The 22404-nt window shown below is 40.3% G+C and carries 24 protein-coding genes; 5 read left to right on the top strand and 19 right to left on the bottom strand.

The features are described 5' to 3' along the window. Positions 1-111 precede the first annotated feature (111 nt). The 5 genes from ACP2AF_RS14985 (at position 112) to ACP2AF_RS14965 (ending at position 4031) form a co-directional block, all read left to right on the top strand. Entirely contained in the window at positions 112-651 is a 540-nt protein-coding gene (locus ACP2AF_RS14985; protein WP_425236957.1) for an RNA polymerase sigma factor, read from the top strand. Further along, a complete protein-coding gene (locus tag ACP2AF_RS14980; RefSeq protein ID WP_425236956.1) occupies positions 651-1196 on the top strand; it encodes a hypothetical protein in 546 nt (181 codons plus the stop codon). The genes ACP2AF_RS14985 and ACP2AF_RS14980 overlap by 1 nt, the downstream gene beginning before the upstream one ends. After that, the gene (locus ACP2AF_RS14975) at positions 1177-2268 is read left to right on the top strand and encodes a hypothetical protein (protein WP_425236955.1); all 1092 of its coding nucleotides are present in this window, start codon (positions 1177-1179) and stop codon (positions 2266-2268) included. The genes ACP2AF_RS14980 and ACP2AF_RS14975 overlap by 20 nt, the downstream gene beginning before the upstream one ends. Positions 2269-2417: 149 nt before the next feature. Next, entirely contained in the window at positions 2418-3083 is a 666-nt protein-coding gene (locus ACP2AF_RS14970; protein WP_425236954.1) for a hypothetical protein, read from the top strand. A 225-nt stretch (positions 3084-3308) separates the two neighbouring features. Further along, positions 3309-4031: a head GIN domain-containing protein gene (locus ACP2AF_RS14965; protein ID WP_425236953.1), complete on the top strand. Its 723-nt coding sequence runs from the start codon at positions 3309-3311 to the stop codon at positions 4029-4031. A 76-nt stretch (positions 4032-4107) separates the two neighbouring features. Here ACP2AF_RS14965 and hisIE read toward each other — a convergent pair whose 3' ends face one another. From hisIE to lpxD, 19 genes are all read right to left on the bottom strand, one after another. Then, positions 4108-4704, bottom strand: coding sequence for a bifunctional phosphoribosyl-AMP cyclohydrolase/phosphoribosyl-ATP diphosphatase HisIE (gene hisIE / locus ACP2AF_RS14960; protein WP_425236952.1), 597 nt, complete (start codon positions 4702-4704; stop codon positions 4108-4110). A gap of 24 nt (positions 4705-4728) precedes the next feature. Beyond that, complete coding sequence (hisF, locus tag ACP2AF_RS14955; protein ID WP_425236951.1) at positions 4729-5484, bottom strand: imidazole glycerol phosphate synthase subunit HisF; 756 nt, start codon at positions 5482-5484, stop codon at positions 4729-4731. A gap of 134 nt (positions 5485-5618) precedes the next feature. Continuing rightward, positions 5619-6140, bottom strand: a complete 522-nt coding sequence (locus tag ACP2AF_RS14950; protein ID WP_425236950.1) for a DinB family protein — start codon at positions 6138-6140, stop codon at positions 5619-5621. Continuing rightward, a complete protein-coding gene (locus tag ACP2AF_RS14945) occupies positions 6137-6913 on the bottom strand; it encodes a HisA/HisF-related TIM barrel protein (RefSeq protein ID WP_425236949.1) in 777 nt (258 codons plus the stop codon). Before ACP2AF_RS14945 ends, ACP2AF_RS14950 begins: the two co-directional genes overlap by 4 nt. Next, positions 6910-7326 carry a GNAT family N-acetyltransferase gene (locus tag ACP2AF_RS14940; RefSeq protein ID WP_425236948.1) on the bottom strand — a complete coding sequence of 139 codons (417 nt, stop codon included), beginning with the start codon at positions 7324-7326 and terminating at the stop codon, positions 6910-6912. The genes ACP2AF_RS14945 and ACP2AF_RS14940 overlap by 4 nt, the downstream gene beginning before the upstream one ends. Then, positions 7326-7907 (bottom strand): imidazole glycerol phosphate synthase subunit HisH, encoded by a 582-nt coding sequence (gene hisH / locus ACP2AF_RS14935; RefSeq protein WP_425236947.1) that lies wholly within the window; start codon positions 7905-7907, stop codon positions 7326-7328. Before hisH ends, ACP2AF_RS14940 begins: the two co-directional genes overlap by 1 nt. Continuing rightward, the gene (gene hisB / locus ACP2AF_RS14930) at positions 7904-9073 is read right to left on the bottom strand and encodes a bifunctional histidinol-phosphatase/imidazoleglycerol-phosphate dehydratase HisB (protein WP_425236946.1); all 1170 of its coding nucleotides are present in this window, start codon (positions 9071-9073) and stop codon (positions 7904-7906) included. The genes hisH and hisB overlap by 4 nt, the downstream gene beginning before the upstream one ends. 13 nt (positions 9074-9086) lie before the next feature. Further along, entirely contained in the window at positions 9087-10136 is a 1050-nt protein-coding gene (gene hisC, locus ACP2AF_RS14925; RefSeq protein ID WP_425236945.1) for a histidinol-phosphate transaminase, read from the bottom strand. A gap of 257 nt (positions 10137-10393) precedes the next feature. Then, on the bottom strand, positions 10394-11677 hold the full coding sequence (hisD, locus tag ACP2AF_RS14920; RefSeq protein WP_425236944.1) for a histidinol dehydrogenase: 1284 nt from the start codon (positions 11675-11677) through the stop codon (positions 10394-10396). Positions 11678-11734: 57 nt separating this feature from the next. Next, entirely contained in the window at positions 11735-12592 is an 858-nt protein-coding gene (hisG, locus tag ACP2AF_RS14915; RefSeq protein WP_425236943.1) for an ATP phosphoribosyltransferase, read from the bottom strand. 296 nt (positions 12593-12888) lie between these two features. Continuing rightward, a complete protein-coding gene (locus ACP2AF_RS14910; protein WP_425236942.1) occupies positions 12889-13704 on the bottom strand; it encodes a prohibitin family protein in 816 nt (271 codons plus the stop codon). 11 nt (positions 13705-13715) lie between these two features. Further along, entirely contained in the window at positions 13716-15749 is a 2034-nt protein-coding gene (locus ACP2AF_RS14905; RefSeq protein WP_425236941.1) for a VWA domain-containing protein, read from the bottom strand. A 54-nt stretch (positions 15750-15803) separates the two neighbouring features. Further along, positions 15804-16550: a 3-oxoacyl-[acyl-carrier-protein] reductase gene (gene fabG, locus ACP2AF_RS14900; RefSeq protein ID WP_425236940.1), complete on the bottom strand. Its 747-nt coding sequence runs from the start codon at positions 16548-16550 to the stop codon at positions 15804-15806. A gap of 131 nt (positions 16551-16681) precedes the next feature. Beyond that, positions 16682-17554: a succinate--CoA ligase subunit alpha gene (gene sucD / locus ACP2AF_RS14895; RefSeq protein WP_425236939.1), complete on the bottom strand. Its 873-nt coding sequence runs from the start codon at positions 17552-17554 to the stop codon at positions 16682-16684. Between the two features lie 70 nt (positions 17555-17624). Further along, the gene (locus ACP2AF_RS14890; RefSeq protein WP_425236938.1) at positions 17625-18557 is read right to left on the bottom strand and encodes a UDP-3-O-(3-hydroxymyristoyl)glucosamine N-acyltransferase; all 933 of its coding nucleotides are present in this window, start codon (positions 18555-18557) and stop codon (positions 17625-17627) included. Positions 18558-18610: 53 nt separating this feature from the next. Further along, on the bottom strand, positions 18611-19177 hold the full coding sequence (efp, locus tag ACP2AF_RS14885) for an elongation factor P (RefSeq protein ID WP_120711148.1): 567 nt from the start codon (positions 19175-19177) through the stop codon (positions 18611-18613). Between the two features lie 6 nt (positions 19178-19183). After that, positions 19184-19969: an acyl-ACP--UDP-N-acetylglucosamine O-acyltransferase gene (gene lpxA, locus ACP2AF_RS14880; RefSeq protein ID WP_120711147.1), complete on the bottom strand. Its 786-nt coding sequence runs from the start codon at positions 19967-19969 to the stop codon at positions 19184-19186. Then, entirely contained in the window at positions 19966-21378 is a 1413-nt protein-coding gene (locus ACP2AF_RS14875) for a bifunctional UDP-3-O-[3-hydroxymyristoyl] N-acetylglucosamine deacetylase/3-hydroxyacyl-ACP dehydratase (protein WP_425236937.1), read from the bottom strand. The genes lpxA and ACP2AF_RS14875 overlap by 4 nt, the downstream gene beginning before the upstream one ends. Continuing rightward, a complete protein-coding gene (lpxD, locus tag ACP2AF_RS14870) occupies positions 21375-22391 on the bottom strand; it encodes a UDP-3-O-(3-hydroxymyristoyl)glucosamine N-acyltransferase (protein ID WP_425236936.1) in 1017 nt (338 codons plus the stop codon). The genes ACP2AF_RS14875 and lpxD overlap by 4 nt, the downstream gene beginning before the upstream one ends. Positions 22392-22404 lie beyond the last annotated feature (13 nt).

Below are 22404 nucleotides of genomic sequence, written 5' to 3'. Positions count from 1 at the left end.
GCTTTACATTTGGTAAAATTATTCTAATCGATGCAACCCTTGAGATTCCCATTTGTCTTTAGCAATGTAGTAGGCCTAATTTTAAGGAGTAAAACAACCATTTCAATTTAATTGGAAACCCATATTCGCTTTACACATAAGGAGCTTGTTGAACGTAGCAAGTCTGGTGATAGAAACTCGCAGTACCGATTATACGAGCTCTATGTGGATGCCATGTATAATATTGGCATGCGTATGTTGGGAATAAAAGAGGATGCCGAGGATATTGTACAGGAAAGTTTTGTAGATGCTTTTAAAAATCTTGGAAGCTTCAAATACGAAAGTACGTTCGGGTCTTGGTTAAAAAGAATCGTGGTAAACAAAAGTATAAACCATCTAAAACTAAAAAAAATTCCCATTACCCCTCTTGAGGACCATGAGTTTTATTTAAAGGAAGATGTAGAAGAAAACGTCGAAGCAATCGATATTAAAAAAGTAAAAATGGGCTTGGAAAAGCTTCCGGCCGGATATAAACAAATCATAAGTCTTTACCTGATTGAAGGTTACGATCATTTGGAGATAGGAGAAATATTGGACATTTCAACATCTACTTCAAAATCACAATACCATAGGGCAAAGAAAAAATTAGTTGAAATCATAAACACCTTATAATGGACAATTTTGAAAAGCACATTCGGGAAAATAAGGCGTTGTTCGATGAACATAAAGCGGATAAGGCAAAACTCTGGGCCAATATTGCCTCGGAGTTGGAGGAGCCAAAGCCAAAAGTTGTGCCTTTATGGCGATCTCCGATACTACGCGTCGCGGCCAGTTTTGTTTTGGTAATTGGGATTGCCGCTATCATTGGTGTTTCCCTAATAAATAAAGGTGACAACACACAAAATACTATTGTTTCCCAAGAACTATTGGATATTGATATGCATTACAAGAGTTTGGTCTCATATCAGGTACAGCTTGTAAAAGACCATCCCAAACTATCCGATGCGGATAAAGAGGAGTTTCTATTGTTTATGGATGAGTTGGACAAGGAATATGAACTTCTAAAATTGGAAATGGAAAAAAATCTGGACAATGAGCTTGTTCTGGAAGCTATTATTGCCAACTACAAAAAGAGAATTGAACTTATTGAGAATCTATTGCATCAAATCAATGATTCCAAAATAACAAACGAAGATTATGATGGATACATTTTATAAAATACGGGTTGTTTTAATGCTCTTGATGATATGCGGTCATCATGCATTGGCCCAAGAAAAAGTATCGAAGCAGCTTAGTGAATCCTACGAGATGACCAATTCCGGAGAGTTATATTTGGAGAACAAATATGGCGATGTAACCGTTACCGGATGGGACAGGGACAATGTTTCGATTACCGTTGACATCACGGTTACACACCGAAAAAAGGAAAACGCAAAAAACCTTCTGGACCGTATTTCGCTCAACACAAGGGAAATTGAAAATTTTATTACCGTCACCTCGGAAATTGCGGAAAAAAGTACAGGCTTTTTTGCCAAGTATTTCAATAAGGCAAACCCTTTTGATTTTGATAGAAGTAATGTTCAAATAGACTACACGATCCAACTGCCCTCAAATGCGGAACTGGATATTACCAACAAATTTGGTGATATAATCATCGGTGATTGGTCCGGGAAGTTGAAGGCAAATGTAGAACATGGTGATGTTTGGATCAATAAGGACATTAACAATGCGGATGTCGTTTTAAAATACGGAAAATTGCGAACCAAAACCGTTAACTATGGGAATATCCGCATAAAAAATGGAAGTTTGGATGTAGAGGAATCCAGAGACTTACGGATCAATAGTAGTGGTACCGACATAGAAATAGACCGTGTGTCCTCCTTGGAGATTTACTCCAGTAAGGATGAAATAACAATAGAAGAAGTAGGTGCCGTACACGGAGATTTAAGATTTACCAATATGCAACTCAATAATGTGGATGAACAGATCAATCTTACCATGAAAATTGCTGATTTCAGGGTTTCCAAGGTGCAGAATCCGGATGCCGTAATCGTAATAGATCAGGAATCATCAGAAGTAAGCCTCACCATTTCCGATTTCTCATTTAAGTTCGACGCTACTTTGGAAGAAGGTCTGTTACGACTGCCCAAGTCCTTTAAGAACGTAGAGACCAAAATGTTGAACAAGGGACAAAGGATTCGCGAAATAACGGCTACCTACGGCAAGGGTTTATCAGGCGAGATTTCCATTACGGGCATAAAGGGAGTTATACTTTTAAAGGAATTCTAACCCTGTAACATTTTCTATATGTTTGGAACTAACCTTGAAAAGACTGTATAGTCGATCTGCAAAAATTTTCACAAAAAAAGTATAGAAAATATGCAACCTTTTCCCAACTACGTTGTCTTTTGAATAAGACAATCAAAAAACAATAAAGCATGATACATCAAAAATCATTTTTCTTACTTATTATTCTACTTTTCACAGGGCTTACCTATGCTCAGGAAGGCGTCCAGGAAGACGAGGATTACCTTGAATTCAACGATCGAAAAAATGTGGTCCACGGCGTATACTTGGGACTGAACGCCCAGTTTGGTGAAATTGATGGTGAGCCGACCTATCAGGGCGGTCTCAAAGTGGCCTATGTGGCCAATCAACAATTTGAGGTAGGGTTCTCGGGAACTTTTTTCTATTCCGTGCAGGATGTTTTTAATAGTGACCTGGCTAGGGACCAGGACTTGATCGGGGCCTATGGCGGCTTGCACTTGGAACCTATATTTTTTAGCAAGTCTGTGGTAAACCTATCTTTTCCCTTATTGATAGGCGCAGGTGCCGTTGGATATGTTGATGATAATTTCGATGACGAAGATTATGAGCTCACTGAGGATGATGTAGATGCCATTTTTGTACTGGAACCCGGGGTAAGCATGTTGTTCAATGTCTCTCGATATCTACAACTCGAAGCTGGTGTTAAATATCGTTTTTCCAATAAAATAGACCTTGATTTTAGTCCGGTATCCCGAATCAACGGTTTTTCAGCGGGAATAGGAGTTAAAGTAGGTGTTTTTAATATGGGCCGAAATCGCTATAAAAAGAAAATTTAGTATGAAAAATAATATGTTTAACGGTCTTTGTCCGGTATGTCATGAGGTAATTGAAACCCAACATGTTTTTTCGGAAAATAACCAAGTATATCTAAAGAAGGGGAATACAACATCATCATCCATTACATTAAAAACCAAGGATCAATGGTTTCCAGTAAATTTTCAATGGATGCCGGTCATGGAGTTAAAAAACAACCTTGAAAATCAATCAGAAAATTTATAAAAATGAACAGAGTACTAGTATTTGCGGTTCTGATCGCTTTGAGCCTTCAAATGGTTTCTTGTGATTACGAGACTATTCGTGCCTCCGATGGAATTTCAACGATCGGTTATGGTTTTTCGGACTATTCTGGTCTAAGAGTATCCAATGCTTTTAATGTTTATGTAACCTTCTCCGATGTGGAGGAAAGCGTAGAGGTCGAGGCCAATGAGAACATTCATGACCGTATTGTTGTGCAAAAGGAAGGGAACACTTTAAGGGTAAGGCTAAAAAAACATACCAATCTAAGAGGAAATGTAACTTTGAACGTGTTTATTACCACAAGGGAGATTTCCGATTTTGACATTTCAGGAGCTTCCAATATTACTCTGGAAAATCCGCTGATTACGCGTAAAGTAGATCTAGAGCTCTCTGGGGCATCATCGTTCTCTGGTGAAATGGATCTTACCGATTTGGATATAGAGGCATCAGGGGCTTCCAACATTGATCTATTTGGAAATACCGAATCGCTAAGGGCCCGTCTTTCGGGCAGTAGTGATCTTAAGGATTATGATTTGACGGTGGAAGAATTGGATATAGATCTAAGCGGTGCCAGTGATGCCTATTTAACGGTGACGGAATCCATTGATATTGAGGCTTCCGGTGCAAGTACGTTAAGATACAGGGGGGATGCGACCGTAAATCTTAGAAGGTTATCCGGTGCATCGGAAATAGTTAAAACCGACTGATTTTAGACGTTTTGGTTGTTGTTGTTGAATATGGGCATCAAAAGATGCCCATATTTATTCTGTTTTAAACTTTTAATTAATGTCTTTCTTTTAATACCTTTTCTATATCCTTTAAGGTAAAACCCTTGGCTTGAAGTAAAATCAGATAATGGAATAATAGATCCGCACTTTCGTTTAAAAAGAGTTCGTCATTATTGTCCTTGGCCTCAATAACGGTTTCTATCGCCTCTTCCCCTACCTTCTGCGCAATCTTGTTGATACCCTTTTCAAACAACGAGGCTACATAGGACGTTTCACCTATAGCGGAAGTCCTTCGCTGTTCTATTACCTGCTCCAATTTTGAAAGAAACCCAAAACTGGATACATTCTTCTCACCCCAGCAGGTATCACTTCCGGTATGACAGGTTGGTCCAACAGGATTTGCCAGAATAAGCAGCGTATCCTGGTCACAATCGTTTTTGATATCCTCCAAATGCAAGAAATTGCCACTTTCCTCACCTTTAGTCCATAGTCGTTGTTTAGACCTGCTAAAAAAAGTCACCTTTTTGGTTTCCAGGGTCCTATCCAGTGACTCTTGGTTCATGTAACCCAACATCAGGATGTTTTTGGTAACGGCATCTTGAATGATCACAGGTACTAATCCATCTCCATTTTTGTTAAAATCTACTTCCATGTATTCCTTTCTTAATCTTTATCCTTAAAGCCTAACTGGGATACCACAGCGCTTAAGCTCTTTTTTTAAATCCTTTATCTTCATTTCCTTAAAGTGAAAGACACTGGCAGCCAAAGCGGCATCTGCCCTGCCGTCTACAAAGGTATCCGTAAAATGTTGCATCTTTCCTGCGCCTCCGGAGGCAATAACAGGGATGTTTCTTTCTTTGGACATTCTGGCCAAGGCCTTGTTCGCAAATCCATTTTTAGTACCGTCATGATCCATGGAAGTAAATAAGATTTCCCCTGCGCCCCGCTCCTCTACTTCCTTGGCCCATGCAAATAATTCAATTTCCGTGGGTACCTTTCCGCCGACCAGATGTACTTTCCATTCCCCATTAATCTGTTTGGCATCAATGGCCACAACAATACATTGTGATCCAAATTTTGCCACCAGGTCATTGATCAATTGCGGATTTTTTACCGCCGATGAATTGATCGACACTTTATCTGCTCCATTGTGTAAGAGGACATCCACATCTTCCACAGATGAAATGCCTCCACCAACAGTAAAAGGGATATTTACTTTTTCAGCTACGTGATAAACTAGTTCCGCTAAGGTCTTGCGTTTTTCCTCCGTAGCGGAAATATCCAAAAACACCAGTTCATCTGCACCTTCCTCGGCATAGAATTTGGCAAGTTCCACGGGATCTCCCGCATCACGTAGATCTAAAAAATTTATGCCCTTTACCGTACGGCCATTCTTTATATCCAAACACGGGATGATTCTTTTTGTCAACATATGATTAAGTATGAGGTCAAAGGGATAAAATACAAAGACTTTAAGTCTTGCTTCCTTTGTGTTCTATAGTTTAGACTGACCATCTTCAATTTCGCACTTTGTACTTCGTAATTCTTATCTCTAACTTCTCTAGATTATTCTTTGTTCTTTGTATTCAGGTCTATTCCGTCATAAAAGCCCAAATCTTTATTTTTCAAAATTTTGGTCCACTGTGCAATTTGACCCACGTGATACGAATAATGCTCAACCACATGGATAATAATCCCCATTCCCGAAAAATAAAAACCCTGAACGTCACGCTTTCGCATCAGATTTTCTACATCGGATTTGTCTATGGTTCTTTTTGCCTTTTCCAAAGTATCTCCAAGCATTCGTAGCAATTGGGATTTGGAATAGCCAGAGCGCGCTGCAAATTCTTTGTCACGCTCCCTAGAATCCGTTTCTTGGCCCAAGGCCGATATGGCATACTGGGTTATATTTCCACATAAATGCAAAATCTGATTACCAATACTATTGGATGACTCATTATGCCTGGTCCAAATTTCTTCTTCAGATAACTGTTCCATACAAATTTGAATCATTCTAGTACTTTCATCCATTCTATATATGGATTGGGCCAAAAACTCTTCCGCTAATTGAGATACCATATCTTTCATACCTGTATGTTAAAAGATTCCAACTGTTTAAGACTAATTCTATTTTCATAAATGGCCTTACCTATTATAACGCCTTCACAACCTATTTCCTTAAGTTTCGGTAATTCCTCAAACTGGGAAACACCTCCAGAGGCGATTAGATGTATCCCAGGCATTTCCAAATCCTCTACCCCACTCATGGTAATCCTCGTCTCTGTTCGTTTGGTATGCGAAAGAATCTTTTTGTACAAATTAAATGAAGGCCCTTCCAACATACCGTCTTTGCCAATATCCGTGCATATCACATATGTAATCCCCTTTTGTTGATAGGATTTAATAAAAGGAACCAAGTCCATGTCCGATTCCTCTTGCCAGCCGGAAACCGCTATTTTTTCGTTTTGGGCATCCGCACCCAAAATGATCTTTTCCGCCCCGTACTTTTCCAACCATCCCAAAAAGGTCGATTGATCCTTTACGGCAATACTACCTCCTGTAACCTGCTTGGCCCCATTTTCAAAGGCTATCTTTAAATCCTCATCTGTTTTCAACCCTCCCCCAAAATCAATTTTCAAATTCGTTCGGGATGCGATTTGATATAAAACCTTATGATTGACAATATGTTTGGATTTTGCCCCATCCAAGTCTACCAGATGTAAATATTGAATGCCATGGGCTTCAAATTCCTTGGCAACCTCAAGAGGATTTTCATTGTAAATCTTTTTGGTGTTGTAATCGCCTTTTGATAGTCGAACACATTTCCCCTCGATAATATCTATGGCCGGAATAATTCTCATTTATTTTTTCTTAGCATCCATGTTTGTGGTTCCGATATCTTTTCAAAACCAAATTTTTCATAAAATCCATGGGCATCGTTAGTGCGCAGCCCGATTCCGTTAACATTCCGTAACTCTGGAAGTTGAACAATATGCCTAACCAACATTTTACCTATCCCTTGCCCCTCGTAGTCTGGATTGACAAAAACATCCATTAACCAAGCAAAAACCACATAGTCCGTCACCAAACGTGCAAAGGCCACTTGTTGATCCTTCTTGTTGAAAACCCCAAAGCATAAGGAGTTTTCCATTGATTTTAATACCGATTCCACGGTTCTGCCTTTTGCCCAATAGGAAGTCTCGGATAAATAGTTATGAATAAAAGGAATATCCATTTTTCCCCTTTCCGTTGCTATGTAAAAGTCCTCCCCCATTACATTTTAAGAAAATTTTGTAGTATCCTTTCCCCACCATCACTACTTTTTTCGGGATGGAATTGCGTGCCATAAAAATTAGCTCTACCCAAAGCGGCACTATAATTCAACTCATATTCCGAAACTGCAATAGTATCTTTACAAACTGGGGCATAGTAACTATGAACCAAATAAATATATTCCTTCTCCCCAATACCCTTAAATAAATCCGATTTTAAATCGGATATTTCATTCCATCCAATTTGAGGTACTTTAACACTATTGGAAAACCTGACTACATCCACATCAAATATTCCAAGTCCTTTAGTATTGCCTTCCTCCGATGAATTGCACATAAGTTGCATACCCAGGCAAATGCCCAGTACAGGTTGTTTTAGGTTTGGTATTAAATGGTCCAATCCGCTGGCTCTCAATTTTTTCATGGCACTACTGGCTTCGCCTACACCTGGAAATATCACCTTATCCGCAGTTTTGATGTCTTCTGGATCATTGCTAAGACTAGCCTCGTATCCCAATCTTTGAATGGCGAAACGGATACTTTGAATATTTCCTGCACCGTAATCAATAATTATAATCTTCATAGCATTCCTTTCGTAGAGGGAAGGACCATTTTTTCCGCATCCCTTTTAATGGCCATTTTTATCGATTTGGCAAACGCCTTAAAAATAGCCTCTATCTTATGGTGTTCGTTAGTACCTTCTGCTTTTATATTTACATTGGCCTTGGCGCCATCCGTAAAGGATTTGAAAAAATGGTGGAACATTTCTGTAGGCATGTCCCCAACTTTTTCCCTTTGGAAATTCGCTTCCCAAACCAACCAATTGCGACCTCCGAAATCTATGGCCACTTGGGCCAGGCAATCATCCATGGGCAGACAAAAACCATATCTCTCAATACCCAGCTTATCCCCTAAAGCCTCATAAAAAACCTCACCCAAAGCAATGCCGGTATCCTCTATGGTATGATGCTCGTCTACTTCCAAATCCCCATTTACCTCAATATCCAAATCCATTTGTCCATGCCGTGCCAACTGATCCAGCATATGATCAAAGAATGCCAGTCCCGTTGAGATTTTTCCATGTCCCGTACCATCAAGGTTAAGGATAATACGGATATCCGTTTCATTGGTTTTCCTGTGGATTTCGGCCGTTCTATCCCTTAGCTTCAGAAATCCATAAATCTCTTCCCAATCATTAGTCTCCAGGGCGATATACTTTTCCAGCTCCTTGGCATCCGTACTGACCTCCGAAGTTCCTAACTGTGTATTATTGTTAATGAAAATACCTCGGGAACCCAAATTTTTGGCTAATTCCACATCCGTAAGCCTATCTCCTATCACAAAAGAATTTTCCAAATCGTATTGGTCCGTAAAATACTTGGTCAACAATCCTGTTTTTGGTTTTCGTGTTTCCGCGTTGTCCTCCGGGAACGTTTTATCAATAAAAACTTCATTAAATACCACCCCTTCGCTTTCAAAGGATTTTAACACAAAATCATGCACCGGCCAAAAGGTGTCTTCGGGAAAGATGTCCGTACCCAACCCATCTTGATTGGTAATCATTACCAACTCATAATCCAATTCCTTGGCGATCTTTCTTAAGTAGCTAAAGGCTTTTGGATAGAATTCCAATTTGTCAAAGCTATCAATTTGTTCATCTTCCGGTTCCTTGATCATGGTGCCGTCACGATCAATAAAAAGTACTTTACGCGTCTTATCTTCGGGAGAAGGATTATTTATATTGTCCACTTTTATTCAATATTTAATTTAGACTTCTTAAGGCCGTTATCAATTTCTTATTTTCTTCTTGTGTCCCAACGGTCAATCGTAAGGTGTCTTCACAAAGCGGTTGGGTACTTCGGTTTCTTACTACGATTCCTTTATCCAGTAGCTGCTGGTATCTTTTATCGGCATCGTCCACCTTTACCAAAACAAAATTGGCGTCCGTGGGATAGATCTTAAGAACAAAGTTGAATTGAAGTAATTCCTTGGTTAGTTCGTTCCTTTCTTTTAATATAGTCCGTACTTCCTCATGTACCATTTTCGTATTCAACACATGGCGTAAAGCTCTTTGTTGGGTCAGTTCATTTACATTGTACGGTGGTTTTATCTTGTTCAAAACAGATATAATCCCAGAGGACGCACAACAAATACCCAAACGGATTCCTGCCAGACCATAGGCCTTGGAGAGGGTTTGTGTTACAATAAGATTGGGGTAATTATGCAATTGTGACAGCCAGCTTTCTGTCTCCGAAAAATCAATATAGGCTTCATCTATGACCACAAGACCATTGAAACTATCCAAAAGGTGTTTTATTCGCTTCTCCGAGAAGCAATTCCCAGTAGGATTATTGGGAGAACAAAGAAACAATAACTTCGTATTTTGATCTACGGCCTTCAAAATGCCTTCAACATTGGGTTCAAAATCCGAGGTTAATAGGACCTCTTTGTTCTTTACATCGTTTACACCGGCCAATACTTTATACATGCCATAGGTAGGAGGCGAGGTAATGATGTTATCAATTTTAGGCTCACAAAAGGCCCTAAAAATCAAGTCCAAAATCTCATCGCTACCATTGCCCAAAAGCAAATTTTCCAAGGCCACTCCCCGCTGTTCGGCCAGAATTGCCTTTAGGTTCCTTTGTTGTGGGTCGGGATACCGATTGACCCCGTTATTAAAAGGATTTTCGTTGGCATCCAAAAAGACCATTTCCGAGCCATCGGATACATATTCGTCCCGGGCCGAGGAATACGGTTTTAATTCCTTAACACTTTCCCGAACCAATTCGTTTATATTGAATTCCCTTTTCATGGGTAACTATCATTAGTTGAAATCCTGCCTCTTGCAGGCGATGTACTTTTAGTTCAAAACTCTTAGTTACTACGAACATCTCGAATTTCAAAAGTTACTAAGTTACTTGGTTGTTAGGTTATTTGTTGTGCTCTGCCCACATAACCTAATAACTCAACAGCCCAATAACCTCTGGCAACTTCATTTCTCGTTCAAACCTATGGCTACATAAAACATAGGAGTTTTAACTTTATTCCTTATTCAAAGTCGGACTCATTTTAGTCTATACTTCTTAAACGCAATGTCATTGCCTTTTTATGGGCTTCCAAGCCTTCGGCTTCCGACATAAGCTCAACCGCATTACCAATATTTTTAATGCCTTCCTTGGTTATTTTCTGAAAGGTCATACTCTTCATAAAACTGTCCAAATTTACCCCACTATACTGTTTGGCATAACCATTGGTAGGTAAGGTATGATTGGTTCCCGAAGCATAGTCTCCAGCACTTTCAGGCGTATAGTTGCCAATAAAAACCGATCCGGCATTCATCGTATTCTTTACATAGAAATCTTCATTCGCAACACAAATAATATAGTGTTCAGGACCATATTCATTAATAAGTTCTATGGCGGCCTCATCATTCTCCAAACCTATTAATTTGCTATTTTCAATGGCCTTACTTGCAATTTCCTTTCTTGGTAGATCTTCCAACTGTTTTTCTATTTCCTTCTCCACCTTATCGATCATCGCCTTTGAAGTGGAAACCAAAATCACCTGACTATCAACCCCGTGTTCTGCCTGACTTAAAAGATCCGAAGCCACAAAAGCTGCATTAGCGGTATCGTCCGCGGCCACCAACAATTCGCTCGGGCCAGCAGGCATATCTATGGCAATGCCATATTTGGTGGCTATTTGTTTGGCCACGGTGACATATTGGTTACCTGGTCCAAATACCTTGTATACTTTTGGTATAGTCTCGGTGCCAAAAGTCATTCCAGCAATGGCCTGGATGCCCCCTACCTTAAAGATTTGCCTCACACCACATAAACTTGCCGTATACAAGATAGCAGGATGTATTTTTCCTTCTTGATCGGGCGGAGAGCAGAGTACAATTTCATTACAGCCGGCTATGGACGCGGGTACTGCCAACATCAATATGGTAGAAAACAATGGTGCCGTCCCTCCAGGGATATACAACCCTACTTTTTGAATAGGGCGTTTTTCTTGCCAACACTGTACTCCGTGCATAGTTTCTACAGCGACCCGGTCTGTTTTCTGTGCTTTATGAAACTTTTCAATATTGTTTTTGGCAAGCTGAATAGCGTCCTTTAGTTCTTTTGTAATCAAATTTTGGGCATCTTCTATTTCTTGGGAAGATACCTTCATACCATTCAAAGAGACACCGTCGAATTTCCGGGTGTAGCGTTTTATTGCCGCATCACCCTCTTGTTCAACTATTTGAAAAATATCGCTCACCACATCTTCAATATCGGATATGGTCTGGGTAGGCCTTTTTAAAATGGCCTCCCAATTCTCGCGCTTTGGATTGTATATCTTTTTCATTGTCTAAAATTTTTAACTAACTGTAATTAAGCTATCTAAAAATTCATGTTTGTTGCATTAAAGCACCATTTTTTCTATAGGGCATACCAAAATACCTTCCGCACCTGCTTCTTTCAACTCATCGATTACTTCCCAAAATGTGTCTTGATTAAGTACCGTATGAACAGAACTCCAACCTTCTTCCGCCAAAGGAAGTACCGTGGGGCTTCTCATCCCAGGTAGTAGTTCTATAATGGCATCCAACTTATCGTTAGGGGCGTTCAATAATATGTATTTGGACTGTCGGGCCTGTAGAACGGATTGAATCCTAAATTGTAATTTCTTTAAAATCTCCCGACGTTCCTCTGAAATTTTGGGTGACACGGCCAAAACCGCTTCGCTCTTAAGAATTACTTCTACCTCTTCCAAATTATTTTTAAAAAGGGTGCTACCACTGGAAACAATATCGCAAATACCGTCGGCCAAACCTATATTGGGAGCTATTTCGACCGAACCATTAATAATATGTAAATCAGCTTTTACTCCTTTTTTCTCTAAATAATCATTGACCGTATTAGGATAGGATGTTGCTATACGTTTCCCTTCAAAATCCTTAACCGTATGGTATTTCATAGTTTTGGGAACGGCCAAGGATACCCTACACTTGGAAAAACCAAGCTTTTCCGCCCTTCTGATATCCTTTCCTTTTTCCACCAGCACATTTTCGCCAATAATGGCGGTATCCACTACACCATCCCTTAGATACTGGGGGATGTCGCCATTTCTTAGATAAAAGACCTCCAATGGAAAATTACGTGCCGATGCTTTTAGTTGATCCTTTCCATTGTTAATGGAAATACCACAGTCCTTTAATATTTTTAGCGAATCCTCGTTAAGACGACCGCTTTTTTGTATGGCTATTCGAATATTTGTCATTTGTATAATGGATTGTTGTTTCCTTTAAATGAAAACTATAACTGATTTAATCAAAAAACCCGCTTGATTTCTCAAACGGGTTTCAAATATTGTGTAACATAACTACAATACATTTCTACCTCGCTTGAGAGCAAGTATAAAAATGGTGATGTGTAGCAGTATTTCTCATTTCAAGGCGTAAAAATAAAACTTATTTTGATTCGACAAAAATTTAAATCGCATAATCGTAGGATAAACCAATATCCGATCTGCTCTTAAGGAAATCCGATTTACGGGTTCATTCGCAATACAACACATTAATTATTGCCCAATATTAAGGGAAGGCCATCGCCACTAGAACCGACCACTACCACTTTAGCATTTGGAGATTGGGACAGTTGCAAAGTTGCCTCAATGCCCTTGTCCTGAAGTATTTTATCTGTTAGGGAAGCACTCAATATTCTGTTGGCATCTGCCTTACCTTGTGCTTCTATGCGTTGACGCTGTGCCTCCTTTTCGGCTTTTTCCAACCGAAACTCATATTCCAAAGACTCTTGTTCCTGCTTTAGCTTTCGCTCAATTGCTTCCTTGATCGTTGGCGGAAGTGTTACGTCCCTTACTAAAATTTCATCCAAGATGATATATTGATTGTCAACTATTTTCTTGGTTTCCTCAAAAATCTCCTGTTGAATGGCATCTCGTTTACTAGAGTACAATTGCTCCGGGGTATACCTTCCCACTACAGACCTGGCGGCCGATCGGATAGTGGGCAAAAGAATACGATCCAAATAACTATCCCCTATCTTTTGATGGAGCTTTCCTAATTCTTCCGCTTTTGGCATATACCATGCGGAAGCATCCAGTTGAATATCCAATCCGTTCGAGGAAAGAACTTTCATTTTTTCGAAAATTTCCTGCCTCCTTACTTCATAAATATATACCTTATTCCAAGGTGCTACAATGTGAAATCCTTCACCCAACGGGGGTTCGTCCGTAACAACACCGCCCGCAAACCGTTTCCATAGTACCCCTGCCTCACCAGCCCCAATATTAACGAAAGCATTGGAAAATAGTAAAAAGAGTACGATGAACCCAAAAATTACTGGTACCGCTATTTTTGGTAATCTATCCATAGTTATTTGTGTTAAATTAGTCCGTTATATTTTCTGATAAACCATTCCACAGAAAGTGCAGTAGCTATTATCATTAGGAGTATCCTAAAATCGATTAAAGATACAACATTTTCCTTGCTCTTTTGAACCGGGGAAAAACGGGGATCTTCCACAAGTTCTTGAACCAAAGAGTCCGAATTGGAGGGAAAAAACAGCCTACCCTTGCTATCCATGGCCAACCGATTCAATTTCTTATGGTCACTGGAAAGAAATTGCTGTTCAACATTGAAATCCAAAATGGTAAAGGTTCCCGAGGAAGAAAGGTTCTCATCGGTTACCAATACGGTAAATGTATAATCTCCGGAAGGAAGGTCGCCTAAATCTGCCTGATAAAAACTATCCTTTAGCAACATTGGAATTTCCTTGACGATGTTGTTTTCCTTCCCTTGAATTTTTAGGATTAAATTGGCATTCCGATCCAATTCAAAGCCCTCATCAAAATACCTGGCCGATATACTGGCACCATCGCTCCCTTGGTATATTAATTCATAATCGACATTCAATCTATTTTTGGAAGTATTCGATGAAAGATATAAGATGATTTTACCAATGATTCCATCGAAGTTTGTGAAATCCTTATTGTCCCGATAACTCTGCATACGCCACTTCCAGAGATTCTCCCCAAAGAGGACCACTTCTTTTGTTTGATCCTTAAATATTACAGCCAATAAGGGTTCACTCAACTCAACTCCTTTAATGCTCTGTCCCAATATAATTTCATGGGGAGTACTGATCAGTATTTCTCCCAATTCGCCCTCCAAAGGAGGAAGATTGTCTATTACAAATCCTGAGATATCAAAAAGACCAAAACCCTTATTTAAAATTGGAAGTATCTCCTCCACTTCACCATAGGCATCTTTTGAATAGTTATTCTGTATTTCGTTTAGGAAGTTCCAATCTGTATTTGCGCCACAAACAGTAAAATAATTTGCTTTTCGTTGTTGTATATATCTGTATATGGGAAGGAAGGAACGGTCGGGCTCATATAGGATAAATACATCGGTATTCTCCAATTCATTAATCGCTACTTGAGGTTTTTTAATGGAAACGGAACGTTGCTCGTTACTTTCAATGGCTTTCTTTAAGGTACCCATATCCGGATGGGCCTTGGCAGTAATAATGGTTACATTCGTTTTTTCGTCTATAACCTCTATTCCGAGGCTCTTTATGTTATTAACTTTATTCTTTTCGTTTTCCAGGGGATTTATTCCAATCTCTATTGTTTTGGCCCCCACGGTCTCGGCGGTAAGCAAAACGGTTATGGTCTTTGTGTTGTCCAATGGATTGAATGCGACATTTTCCTTATGGACTGTTTTCCCATTTACGGTAACTTTTAAAGTTGATTCTACACTTTTGTGACCTTCATACGTCAAGTAAAGCTCTATTGGAAATTTGTTCTTAAAAAAAGCGAAGGTATTTGCATTTACTTGTTCGATCCTTAAATCCTCATATCGTGTGGTATCCCCAATAACAATAGGGTAAATGGGTACTTTTTCATTTTTGAGGACAAAACTATAATCCTCTCCTTTCGTCTGGTTACCATCAGTGGCCAAAAGTATGGCCATATTTCGGTCAGCACCATTGTAAATATCCTTTAAAGATGAAATGGCCTTACCAATATCTGTTTGTGTTTCGGTAAAGGTCAGTGAATCCGAACTTGTCAATGAATTTCCAAAATTATAGGGTTTTACCTGAAACCTTTTCAAAATCCCTTCATTTTGGGTAATGGTTTTCACTACGGATGCCAAAGTATCGGCCGAAGCCTGGATGGACATCGAATTGTCGGTCAATAGGACGAGGTCCGTCTTTTCAATACTATATTCCGCCTTGGTAAACTTTGGGTTTATGAGTAGTATTAAGAGGCCAAACAAAGCAATGAATCTTAGTGAGGATAGTAGAAGATCCAGGCCATTACTTCCCCTAAATGTATAGCGATACTGAAAGAGTACTACGCCCAATGCCAATATAGCGGCAGCTATTAGTAAGAGTACTGTTTGAGCATCCATAAAATTGAGGATAAGCATTAAGGGCGAAATGTAAAAAGCAAGGTCCTTTACACTTTAGGTCATCATTCCGCCATTTACGTTAAGGACATGTCCGGTGATGTAAGAAGACATATCCGAAGCCAGGAAAAGACAAGCATTGGCAATATCTTCCGGAGTCCCTCCTCTTTTTAATGGAATACCCTCTCTCCAACCTTGCACTACTTTTTCGTCCAGTTTTTCTGTCATCTCCGTTTCTATAAACCCCGGAGCAATGGCATTGCAACGAATATTTCTTGAACCTAGTTCCAGGGCAATGGATTTGGTAAAGCCGATTATCCCTGCTTTTGAGGCCGCATAATTGGCCTGACCGGCATTTCCCTTTACGCCCACTACGCTACTCATATTTATTATGGATCCCTTTCGCTGTTTCAAAAGAGTTCGTTGCACTGCTTTTGTCATATTAAAAACCGACTTCAAGTTGATTTGGATCACGTCATCAAAATCCGCCTCTCCCATACGCATCAGGAGATTATCTTTAGTAATTCCCGCATTGTTTATTAAAACATCTATTCCTCCAAAATCCTCCAAAACTTGGGCAACCAAAGCTTCGGACTCCGTAAAACTGGCCGCATTGCTTTTATATGCCTTGGCTTTTACTCCCTTTTCCGCTAATTCCTTTTCCAACTCCAAGGCAGGCGCCTCACTAGAACTAAAGGTAAATGCTACATTGGCCCCATGATCCGCAAACACTCTTGCGATACCCGTGCCAATACCCCTACTTGCACCTGTAATAATTACATTTTTTCCTTCTAAAAGTTTCATCCGATCTCTTATTTGTTGCGATGTTCTTCAAATATAAGGCATGTTTCACATAAAGGTGAAAAAAATCCCGCTCATACCATAATGACGGGACTTATCTTAACACCGATTTATAGGTTTTTTAGGAAAGGCGGTTAAGCCATTACTTGCTTTACTTTTTTTCCTATTTCCGCTGGGGAATCGACCACATGGATACCACACTCCTTCATAATACGTTTTTTTGCTTGGGCGGTATCATCACTTCCTCCTACGATAGCACCCGCATGTCCCATGGTCCTTCCCGCTGGAGCGGTCTCACCGGCAATAAACCCGATGATAGGTTTTTTGCTTCCACTTTCCTGATACCATTTGGCGGCGTCAGCTTCCAACTGTCCCCCAATTTCACCTATCATGACCACACATTCTGTTTCCGGGTCATTTATTAAGAGTTCTACGGCTTCCTTTGTAGTTGTGCCTATTATGGGGTCGCCTCCTATTCCTATTGCCGTGGTAATCCCCAATCCTTGACGAACCACTTGATCGGCAGCTTCATAAGTAAGAGTTCCTGATTTTGATACAATTCCCACTTTTCCTTTCTTAAAAACAAAACCAGGCATTATTCCCACTTTGGCTTCTTCAGGAGTTATCACTCCAGGGCAATTGGGGCCTATCAATCGACAATCCTTGTTCTTTAAGTAGTTATTGGCCTTGACCATATCCGCAACAGGAATTCCTTCGGTAATCGTAATGATTACTTTTATTCCAGCGTTGGCTGCCTCCATTATGGCATCAGCTGCAAAAGCAGGCGGAACAAAAATTATGGTCGTGTCAGCACCTACTTTTTCAACGGCCTCTTCTACCGTATTAAAAACGGGTTTCCCCAAATGCTCCTGTCCACCTTTGCCTGGAGTTACACCTCCAACTACATTGGTACCATATGCTATCATTTGTTCGGCATGGAAAGTACCTTCACTTCCTGTGAAGCCTTGAACTATAATCTTGGAATCTTTGTTGACTAGAACACTCATATTGTCTTATTTAATTTAGGCTGCACAAAAATATAAGTTTGTAGCTAAACTTGCAGGGTTAAATGGTTTATTATTCGTCTAATTTCTTGAGAATTTCCGGGATTTGTTTCAAGTGGACCAATTGCTTCAATTTTTCCCTGGACTCATCAACAGGAGTACCAAAGTAGCTCTTCCCTCCGGGTAGCGATTTACTAACTCCCGATTGCGCCATGATTACGGCTTTTTTACCAATGGTAACTGCACTACTTATACCTACCTGCCCCCAAAGGGTAACTTCATCTTCGATAATTACGCACCCCGCTATCCCGGTTTGGGAAGCTATTTGACACCGTTCACCAATAACCGTATCGTGGCCTACCTGCACTTGATTGTCTAGCTTTGTGCCTTTCCTTATCGTTGTATCTCCCGTAACCCCTTTGTCAATGGAACAAAGTGCCCCAATTTCCACGTCATCTTCCAGAACAACCCTACCGCAAGATATTAACTTGTCCAAACGCTCAGGTCTTTTCTTATAATAAAATGCATCCGAACCTAAAACCGCTCCTGCATGTATTATAACATTATCTCCAATAACACAATTGTCATATATGGAAACATTGGAATGGATAATACATCCCTTACCGATCTTAACGTTATTACCAATGAACACGTTGGGCTGTACAATGGTGTCCTCCCCAATCTTTGAGGTCGGTGAAATGGAGCTCAGAGATTTTTCAAACGCTGTAAAAAATTGAGTAAGTACGTTGAAATCTCGAAATGGATCATCTGAAATTAAAAGCGCCTTACCTTCCGGGCATTCTACTTCCTTGTTGATCAGTATGATGGTAGCCTTACAATTTAAGGCTTTATCATAGTACTTGGGATGGTCTACAAAAACTAGGTCACCGGGTTGTACAACATGAATTTCATTCATGCCCAATACCGGAAAATCTTCGGGCCCTACATATGCGCTTCCAATAATGGCGGCAATCTGCTTGAGCGAATATGTCGTGGGGAATTTCAACTAAAAATGTTCAAGTTTAATTTTTAAATCTTATGGTAACATCCGAGAAAATCCTATTCTTTTACCCGCTCCATATAATTTCCTTTCTCAGTATCAATCTTTATTTTATCCCCTTCGTTGATAAAAAGTGGAACGTTTACTCGAGCTCCGGTTTCCACAGTGGCAGGTTTCGTTGCATTGGTAGCCGTATTGCCCTTAACCCCAGGTTCTGCATGGGTAACCTCCAAGATAACACTGGCCGGCATATCTACTGACAAGGGCATGCTATCCTCGGTATTGAACAATATGGTTACCACTTCCCCTTCTTTAAGCAGTCCGGGAGCATCCAAGGTGCTTTCCTGAAGTGTAATTTGATTGTAATCATCTGTATTCATAAAATGGTAGGTTTCCCCTTCCGAATACAAATACTGATAAGACCGTGTTTCCACACGTACATCCTCTATTTTATGGCCTGCGGAAAAAGTGTTGTCCACTACCTTTCCCGTGGTTACGCTTTTTAGTTTGGTTCTAACGAATGCAGGTCCTTTACCGGGTTTTACGTGCAAAAATTCGATTATCTTGTAAATATCGTTATTGTATCGGATACATAATCCTTTTCTTATATCGGACGTTGATGCCATAGTAATTTAATTTGTGCTGAAGTAGCCTTTCATGATGCCACGTTGAGAGTCTCGGATAAACTGAAGTATTTCATCCCTTTCCGGGGTTGCCTCCATTTCTGCTTCGATGATCTGAACGGCCTGCGAGTTATTGTAATTCTTTTGATAAAGAATACGATATATATTCTGTATTTCCTTTATTTTTTCAGCTTGATATCCCCTACGTCTCAAACCTATGGAATTTATACCTACATAGGAAAGCGGTTCCCTTGCGGCCTTAACATAGGGTGGTACATCTTTACGGACCAGAGAGCCTCCTGTTACAAAAGCGTGATTTCCAATGGCAACAAACTGATTTACGGCTACCAAACCCGCCAAGGTTACATTATCGCCTATGGTAACATGTCCGGCCAATGTTGAATTATTGGAAAAAATACAGTTATTTCCTATCAAACAATCATGGGCCACATGGCAGTAGGCCATTATAAGACAGTTTTTGCCAATGACCGTTTTGTTCCTATCCGAGGTCCCCTTATGGATGGTAGCACATTCCCTAATTGTGGTATTGTTCCCTACGACCACCGTAGTCTCTTCTCCCTCGTACTTCAAATCTTGGGGAGGAGCGGATATTACCGCTCCTGGAAATATATTGCAATTCTTTCCTATCCTGGCACCTTCCATAATGGTTACATTGGACCCGATCCAGGTCCCATCTCCAATAGTGACATTATTATGAATAGTGGCAAAGGGCTCTACAACTACGTTCTTGGCAATCTTTGCGCCAGGATGAATATATGCCAGCGGTTGGTTCATTCTTCCTTTCTTTTAACAATTTGAGCCATCATCTCAGCTTCGGAAACCAGTTTGTTATTTGCGTAGGCATAAGCTTGCATATGACAGATTCCCCGACGTATGGGGGAAATGAGGTCACATTTAAAAATCAAGGTATCTCCGGGAACGACCTGTTGTTTGAACTTTACCTTGTCTATCTTCATAAAAAGGGTCAGATAGTTCTCAGGATCCGGAACGGTGCTGAGTACTAGAATTCCACCGGTTTGGGCCATGGCTTCTACTTGTAAGACTCCTGGCATAACCGGTGCCCCAGGAAAATGCCCAACAAAAAATGGTTCGTTCATGGTCACATTTTTCATGCCCACAACATGCTTGTCCGATAGCTCCAAAATCCTATCTATCAAAAGAAATGGTGGCCTATGGGGAAGCATGGCCATGATTTGATGAATGTCCATTAAGGGAGGCTTATTCAAATCATATTGAGGAACATTATTCCGTTTTTCAAGTTTTATAAGTTTCGCCAGTTTCTTGGCAAATTGTGTGTTAACATAATGCCCAGGTTTGTTGGCAATTACTTTTCCACGTATTCTTGTACCTGTCAATGCCAAATCACCGACTACGTCCAATAATTTATGCCGTGCCGCCTCATTGGGCTGATGCAACGTAAGATTATCTAAAATACCGTTTGGCTTTACGGACAGCTTTTCCTTATTAAAGGCTTTTTCCAAGCGTTTCATAGTCTCTTCGGAAATTTCCTTGTCCACATAAACAATGGCATTGTTAAGATCGCCACCCTTAATAAGACCATTTTCCAAAAGCATCTCCAATTCATGAAGAAAACTAAAGGTTCTTGCATCCGCTACCTCGGTCTTGAAATCGGAGATATCCTCCAAGGTGGCATTTTGTGTGCCTAAAACTTTAGTCCCAAAATCTACCATGGCGGTAACTTTGTAGCTCTCGGCAGGAATTACGGTAATTTCGCTTCCTGTGGCCTCATCCTTATAGGAAATAACATCCTTTACTATATATTCTTCACGGTCAGCTTCCTGTTCCACAATTCCGGCCTTTTCCAAAGCTTCCACAAAGAATTTTGAAGAGCCGTCCATTATGGGAGGTTCGGGAGAATCCAGTTCGATCAAAACATTATCGATCTCCATCCCCACAAGTGCCGCAAGGACATGTTCCGAGGTCTGAATCTTGACCCCTCGTTTTTCTAGATTGGTACCCCTTTGGGTATTTACGACATAATTTGCATCAGCCTCTATAATTGGTTCGCCTTCAAGGTCAACGCGTTTAAATGCATATCCATGATTTTCCGCGGCAGGCAAGAACTTAAGTGTAACATTCTCACCGGTATGTAGCCCCACGCCTGTAAGGGTTACCTCCTTTTTAATGGTCCGCTGTTTTTGGTCTGTTTTGATCACCGTCAATCTCTTTTTTCCAATTGGTCGATTCTATTTACTATTCTAGGCAAATTTTTAAAGTGTACGTAGGATTTGTTGTAATCCCCATAATTTAAGGCGGGGGAACCTTGTAATACTTCGTTGTCCTTTACGTTTCTCCCTATCCCGGACTGCGCTTGTATTTTTACATTATCCCCAATGGTGATATGCCCTACAATGCCGACCTGTCCGCCGATCATACAGCGCTTGCCAATTTTGGCCGAACCTGCAATACCGGTCTGTGCGGCAATAACGGTATGCTCCCCAATTTCTACGTTATGCGCAATTTGTATCTGATTATCCAATTTTACGCCACGTCGCAGAATGGTAGATCCCAGAGTGGCACGGTCAATAGTGGTTCCTGCTCCTACATCTACATTGTCTTCCAAAATGACGTTTCCCGTTTGGGGAACTTTTTTGAATTCCCCATTTTTATCAGGAGTGAACCCAAAACCATCGGCACCAATAATAACACCACTATGCACAACACAATTATTTCCAATTCTTGATTCTGAATAAATCTTTGCACCGGCAAATATGATTACATTATCCGCAATGGTAACATTGTCCCCAATGTAGACGTTAGGGTAGATTTTTACGTTATTGCCGATTTTTACATTATTGCCCAGATATGAAAAGGCCCCTAAATAAAAATTTACTCCATAGGTGGCCGTATCAGATTGGTATACCGGGTCTTCAATTCCGGTCTTGTTGCTCTTTACCTGATTGTAATATTCCAAAAGTTTGGAGAAAGACTCGTAGGCGTCCTCCACTTTTATTAGGGTAGTCTCTACATTTTGTTCAGGAGTAAAATCCTTGTTTACTATGGTAATGGATGCTTTTGTGGTATATATAAAGGAGGTGTATTTTGGGTTGGCCAAAAAGGTCAGGGAACCTTTTTCTCCCTCTTCAATCTTAGCTAGTTTATGGACTGCTATCTCTGGATTTCCCTCTACTTCACCCTCCAAAATACCGGCAATCTGACCTGCTGTAAATACCATGAGCACAAAAGTA

The sequence above is a fragment of the Ulvibacterium sp. genome, assembly GCF_965248315.1.
Taxonomy (GTDB): Bacteria; Bacteroidota; Bacteroidia; order Flavobacteriales; family Flavobacteriaceae; genus Ulvibacterium.
Note: the sequence above shows the minus strand (reverse complement) of the source record. Positions and strands in the feature narration are given on the sequence as shown.

Bases quoted from the DNA above. Each gene is read 5' to 3' on its own strand.
- ACP2AF_RS14980 (WP_425236956.1), top strand. From the start codon at position 651: ATGGACAATTTTGAAAAGCACATTCGGGAAAATAAGGCGTTGTTCGAT.
- lpxD (WP_425236936.1), bottom strand. From the start codon at position 22,391: ATGGTATTTACAGCAGGTCAGATTGCCGGTATTTTGGAGGGTGAAGTA.
- ACP2AF_RS14965 (WP_425236953.1), top strand. From the start codon at position 3,309: ATGAACAGAGTACTAGTATTTGCGGTTCTGATCGCTTTGAGCCTTCAA.
- lpxA (WP_120711147.1), bottom strand. From the start codon at position 19,969: ATGAACCAACCGCTGGCATATATTCATCCTGGCGCAAAGATTGCCAAG.
- hisC (WP_425236945.1), bottom strand. From the start codon at position 10,136: ATGAAAAGGGAATTCAATATAAACGAATTGGTTCGGGAAAGTGTTAAG.
- ACP2AF_RS14970 (WP_425236954.1), top strand. From the start codon at position 2,418: ATGATACATCAAAAATCATTTTTCTTACTTATTATTCTACTTTTCACA.
- hisH (WP_425236947.1), bottom strand. From the start codon at position 7,907: ATGAAGATTATAATTATTGATTACGGTGCAGGAAATATTCAAAGTATC.
- fabG (WP_425236940.1), bottom strand. From the start codon at position 16,550: ATGAAACTTTTAGAAGGAAAAAATGTAATTATTACAGGTGCAAGTAGG.
- hisF (WP_425236951.1), bottom strand. From the start codon at position 5,484: ATGTTGACAAAAAGAATCATCCCGTGTTTGGATATAAAGAATGGCCGT.
- hisIE (WP_425236952.1), bottom strand. From the start codon at position 4,704: ATGGAAGTAGATTTTAACAAAAATGGAGATGGATTAGTACCTGTGATC.
- ACP2AF_RS14945 (WP_425236949.1), bottom strand. From the start codon at position 6,913: ATGAGAATTATTCCGGCCATAGATATTATCGAGGGGAAATGTGTTCGA.
- ACP2AF_RS14910 (WP_425236942.1), bottom strand. From the start codon at position 13,704: ATGGATAGATTACCAAAAATAGCGGTACCAGTAATTTTTGGGTTCATC.
- ACP2AF_RS14975 (WP_425236955.1), top strand. From the start codon at position 1,177: ATGATGGATACATTTTATAAAATACGGGTTGTTTTAATGCTCTTGATG.
- efp (WP_120711148.1), bottom strand. From the start codon at position 19,177: ATGGCATCAACGTCCGATATAAGAAAAGGATTATGTATCCGATACAAT.
- ACP2AF_RS14950 (WP_425236950.1), bottom strand. From the start codon at position 6,140: ATGAAAGATATGGTATCTCAATTAGCGGAAGAGTTTTTGGCCCAATCC.
- hisG (WP_425236943.1), bottom strand. From the start codon at position 12,592: ATGACAAATATTCGAATAGCCATACAAAAAAGCGGTCGTCTTAACGAG.
- ACP2AF_RS14905 (WP_425236941.1), bottom strand. From the start codon at position 15,749: ATGGATGCTCAAACAGTACTCTTACTAATAGCTGCCGCTATATTGGCA.
- hisD (WP_425236944.1), bottom strand. From the start codon at position 11,677: ATGAAAAAGATATACAATCCAAAGCGCGAGAATTGGGAGGCCATTTTA.
- ACP2AF_RS14940 (WP_425236948.1), bottom strand. From the start codon at position 7,326: ATGGGGGAGGACTTTTACATAGCAACGGAAAGGGGAAAAATGGATATT.
- sucD (WP_425236939.1), bottom strand. From the start codon at position 17,554: ATGAGTGTTCTAGTCAACAAAGATTCCAAGATTATAGTTCAAGGCTTC.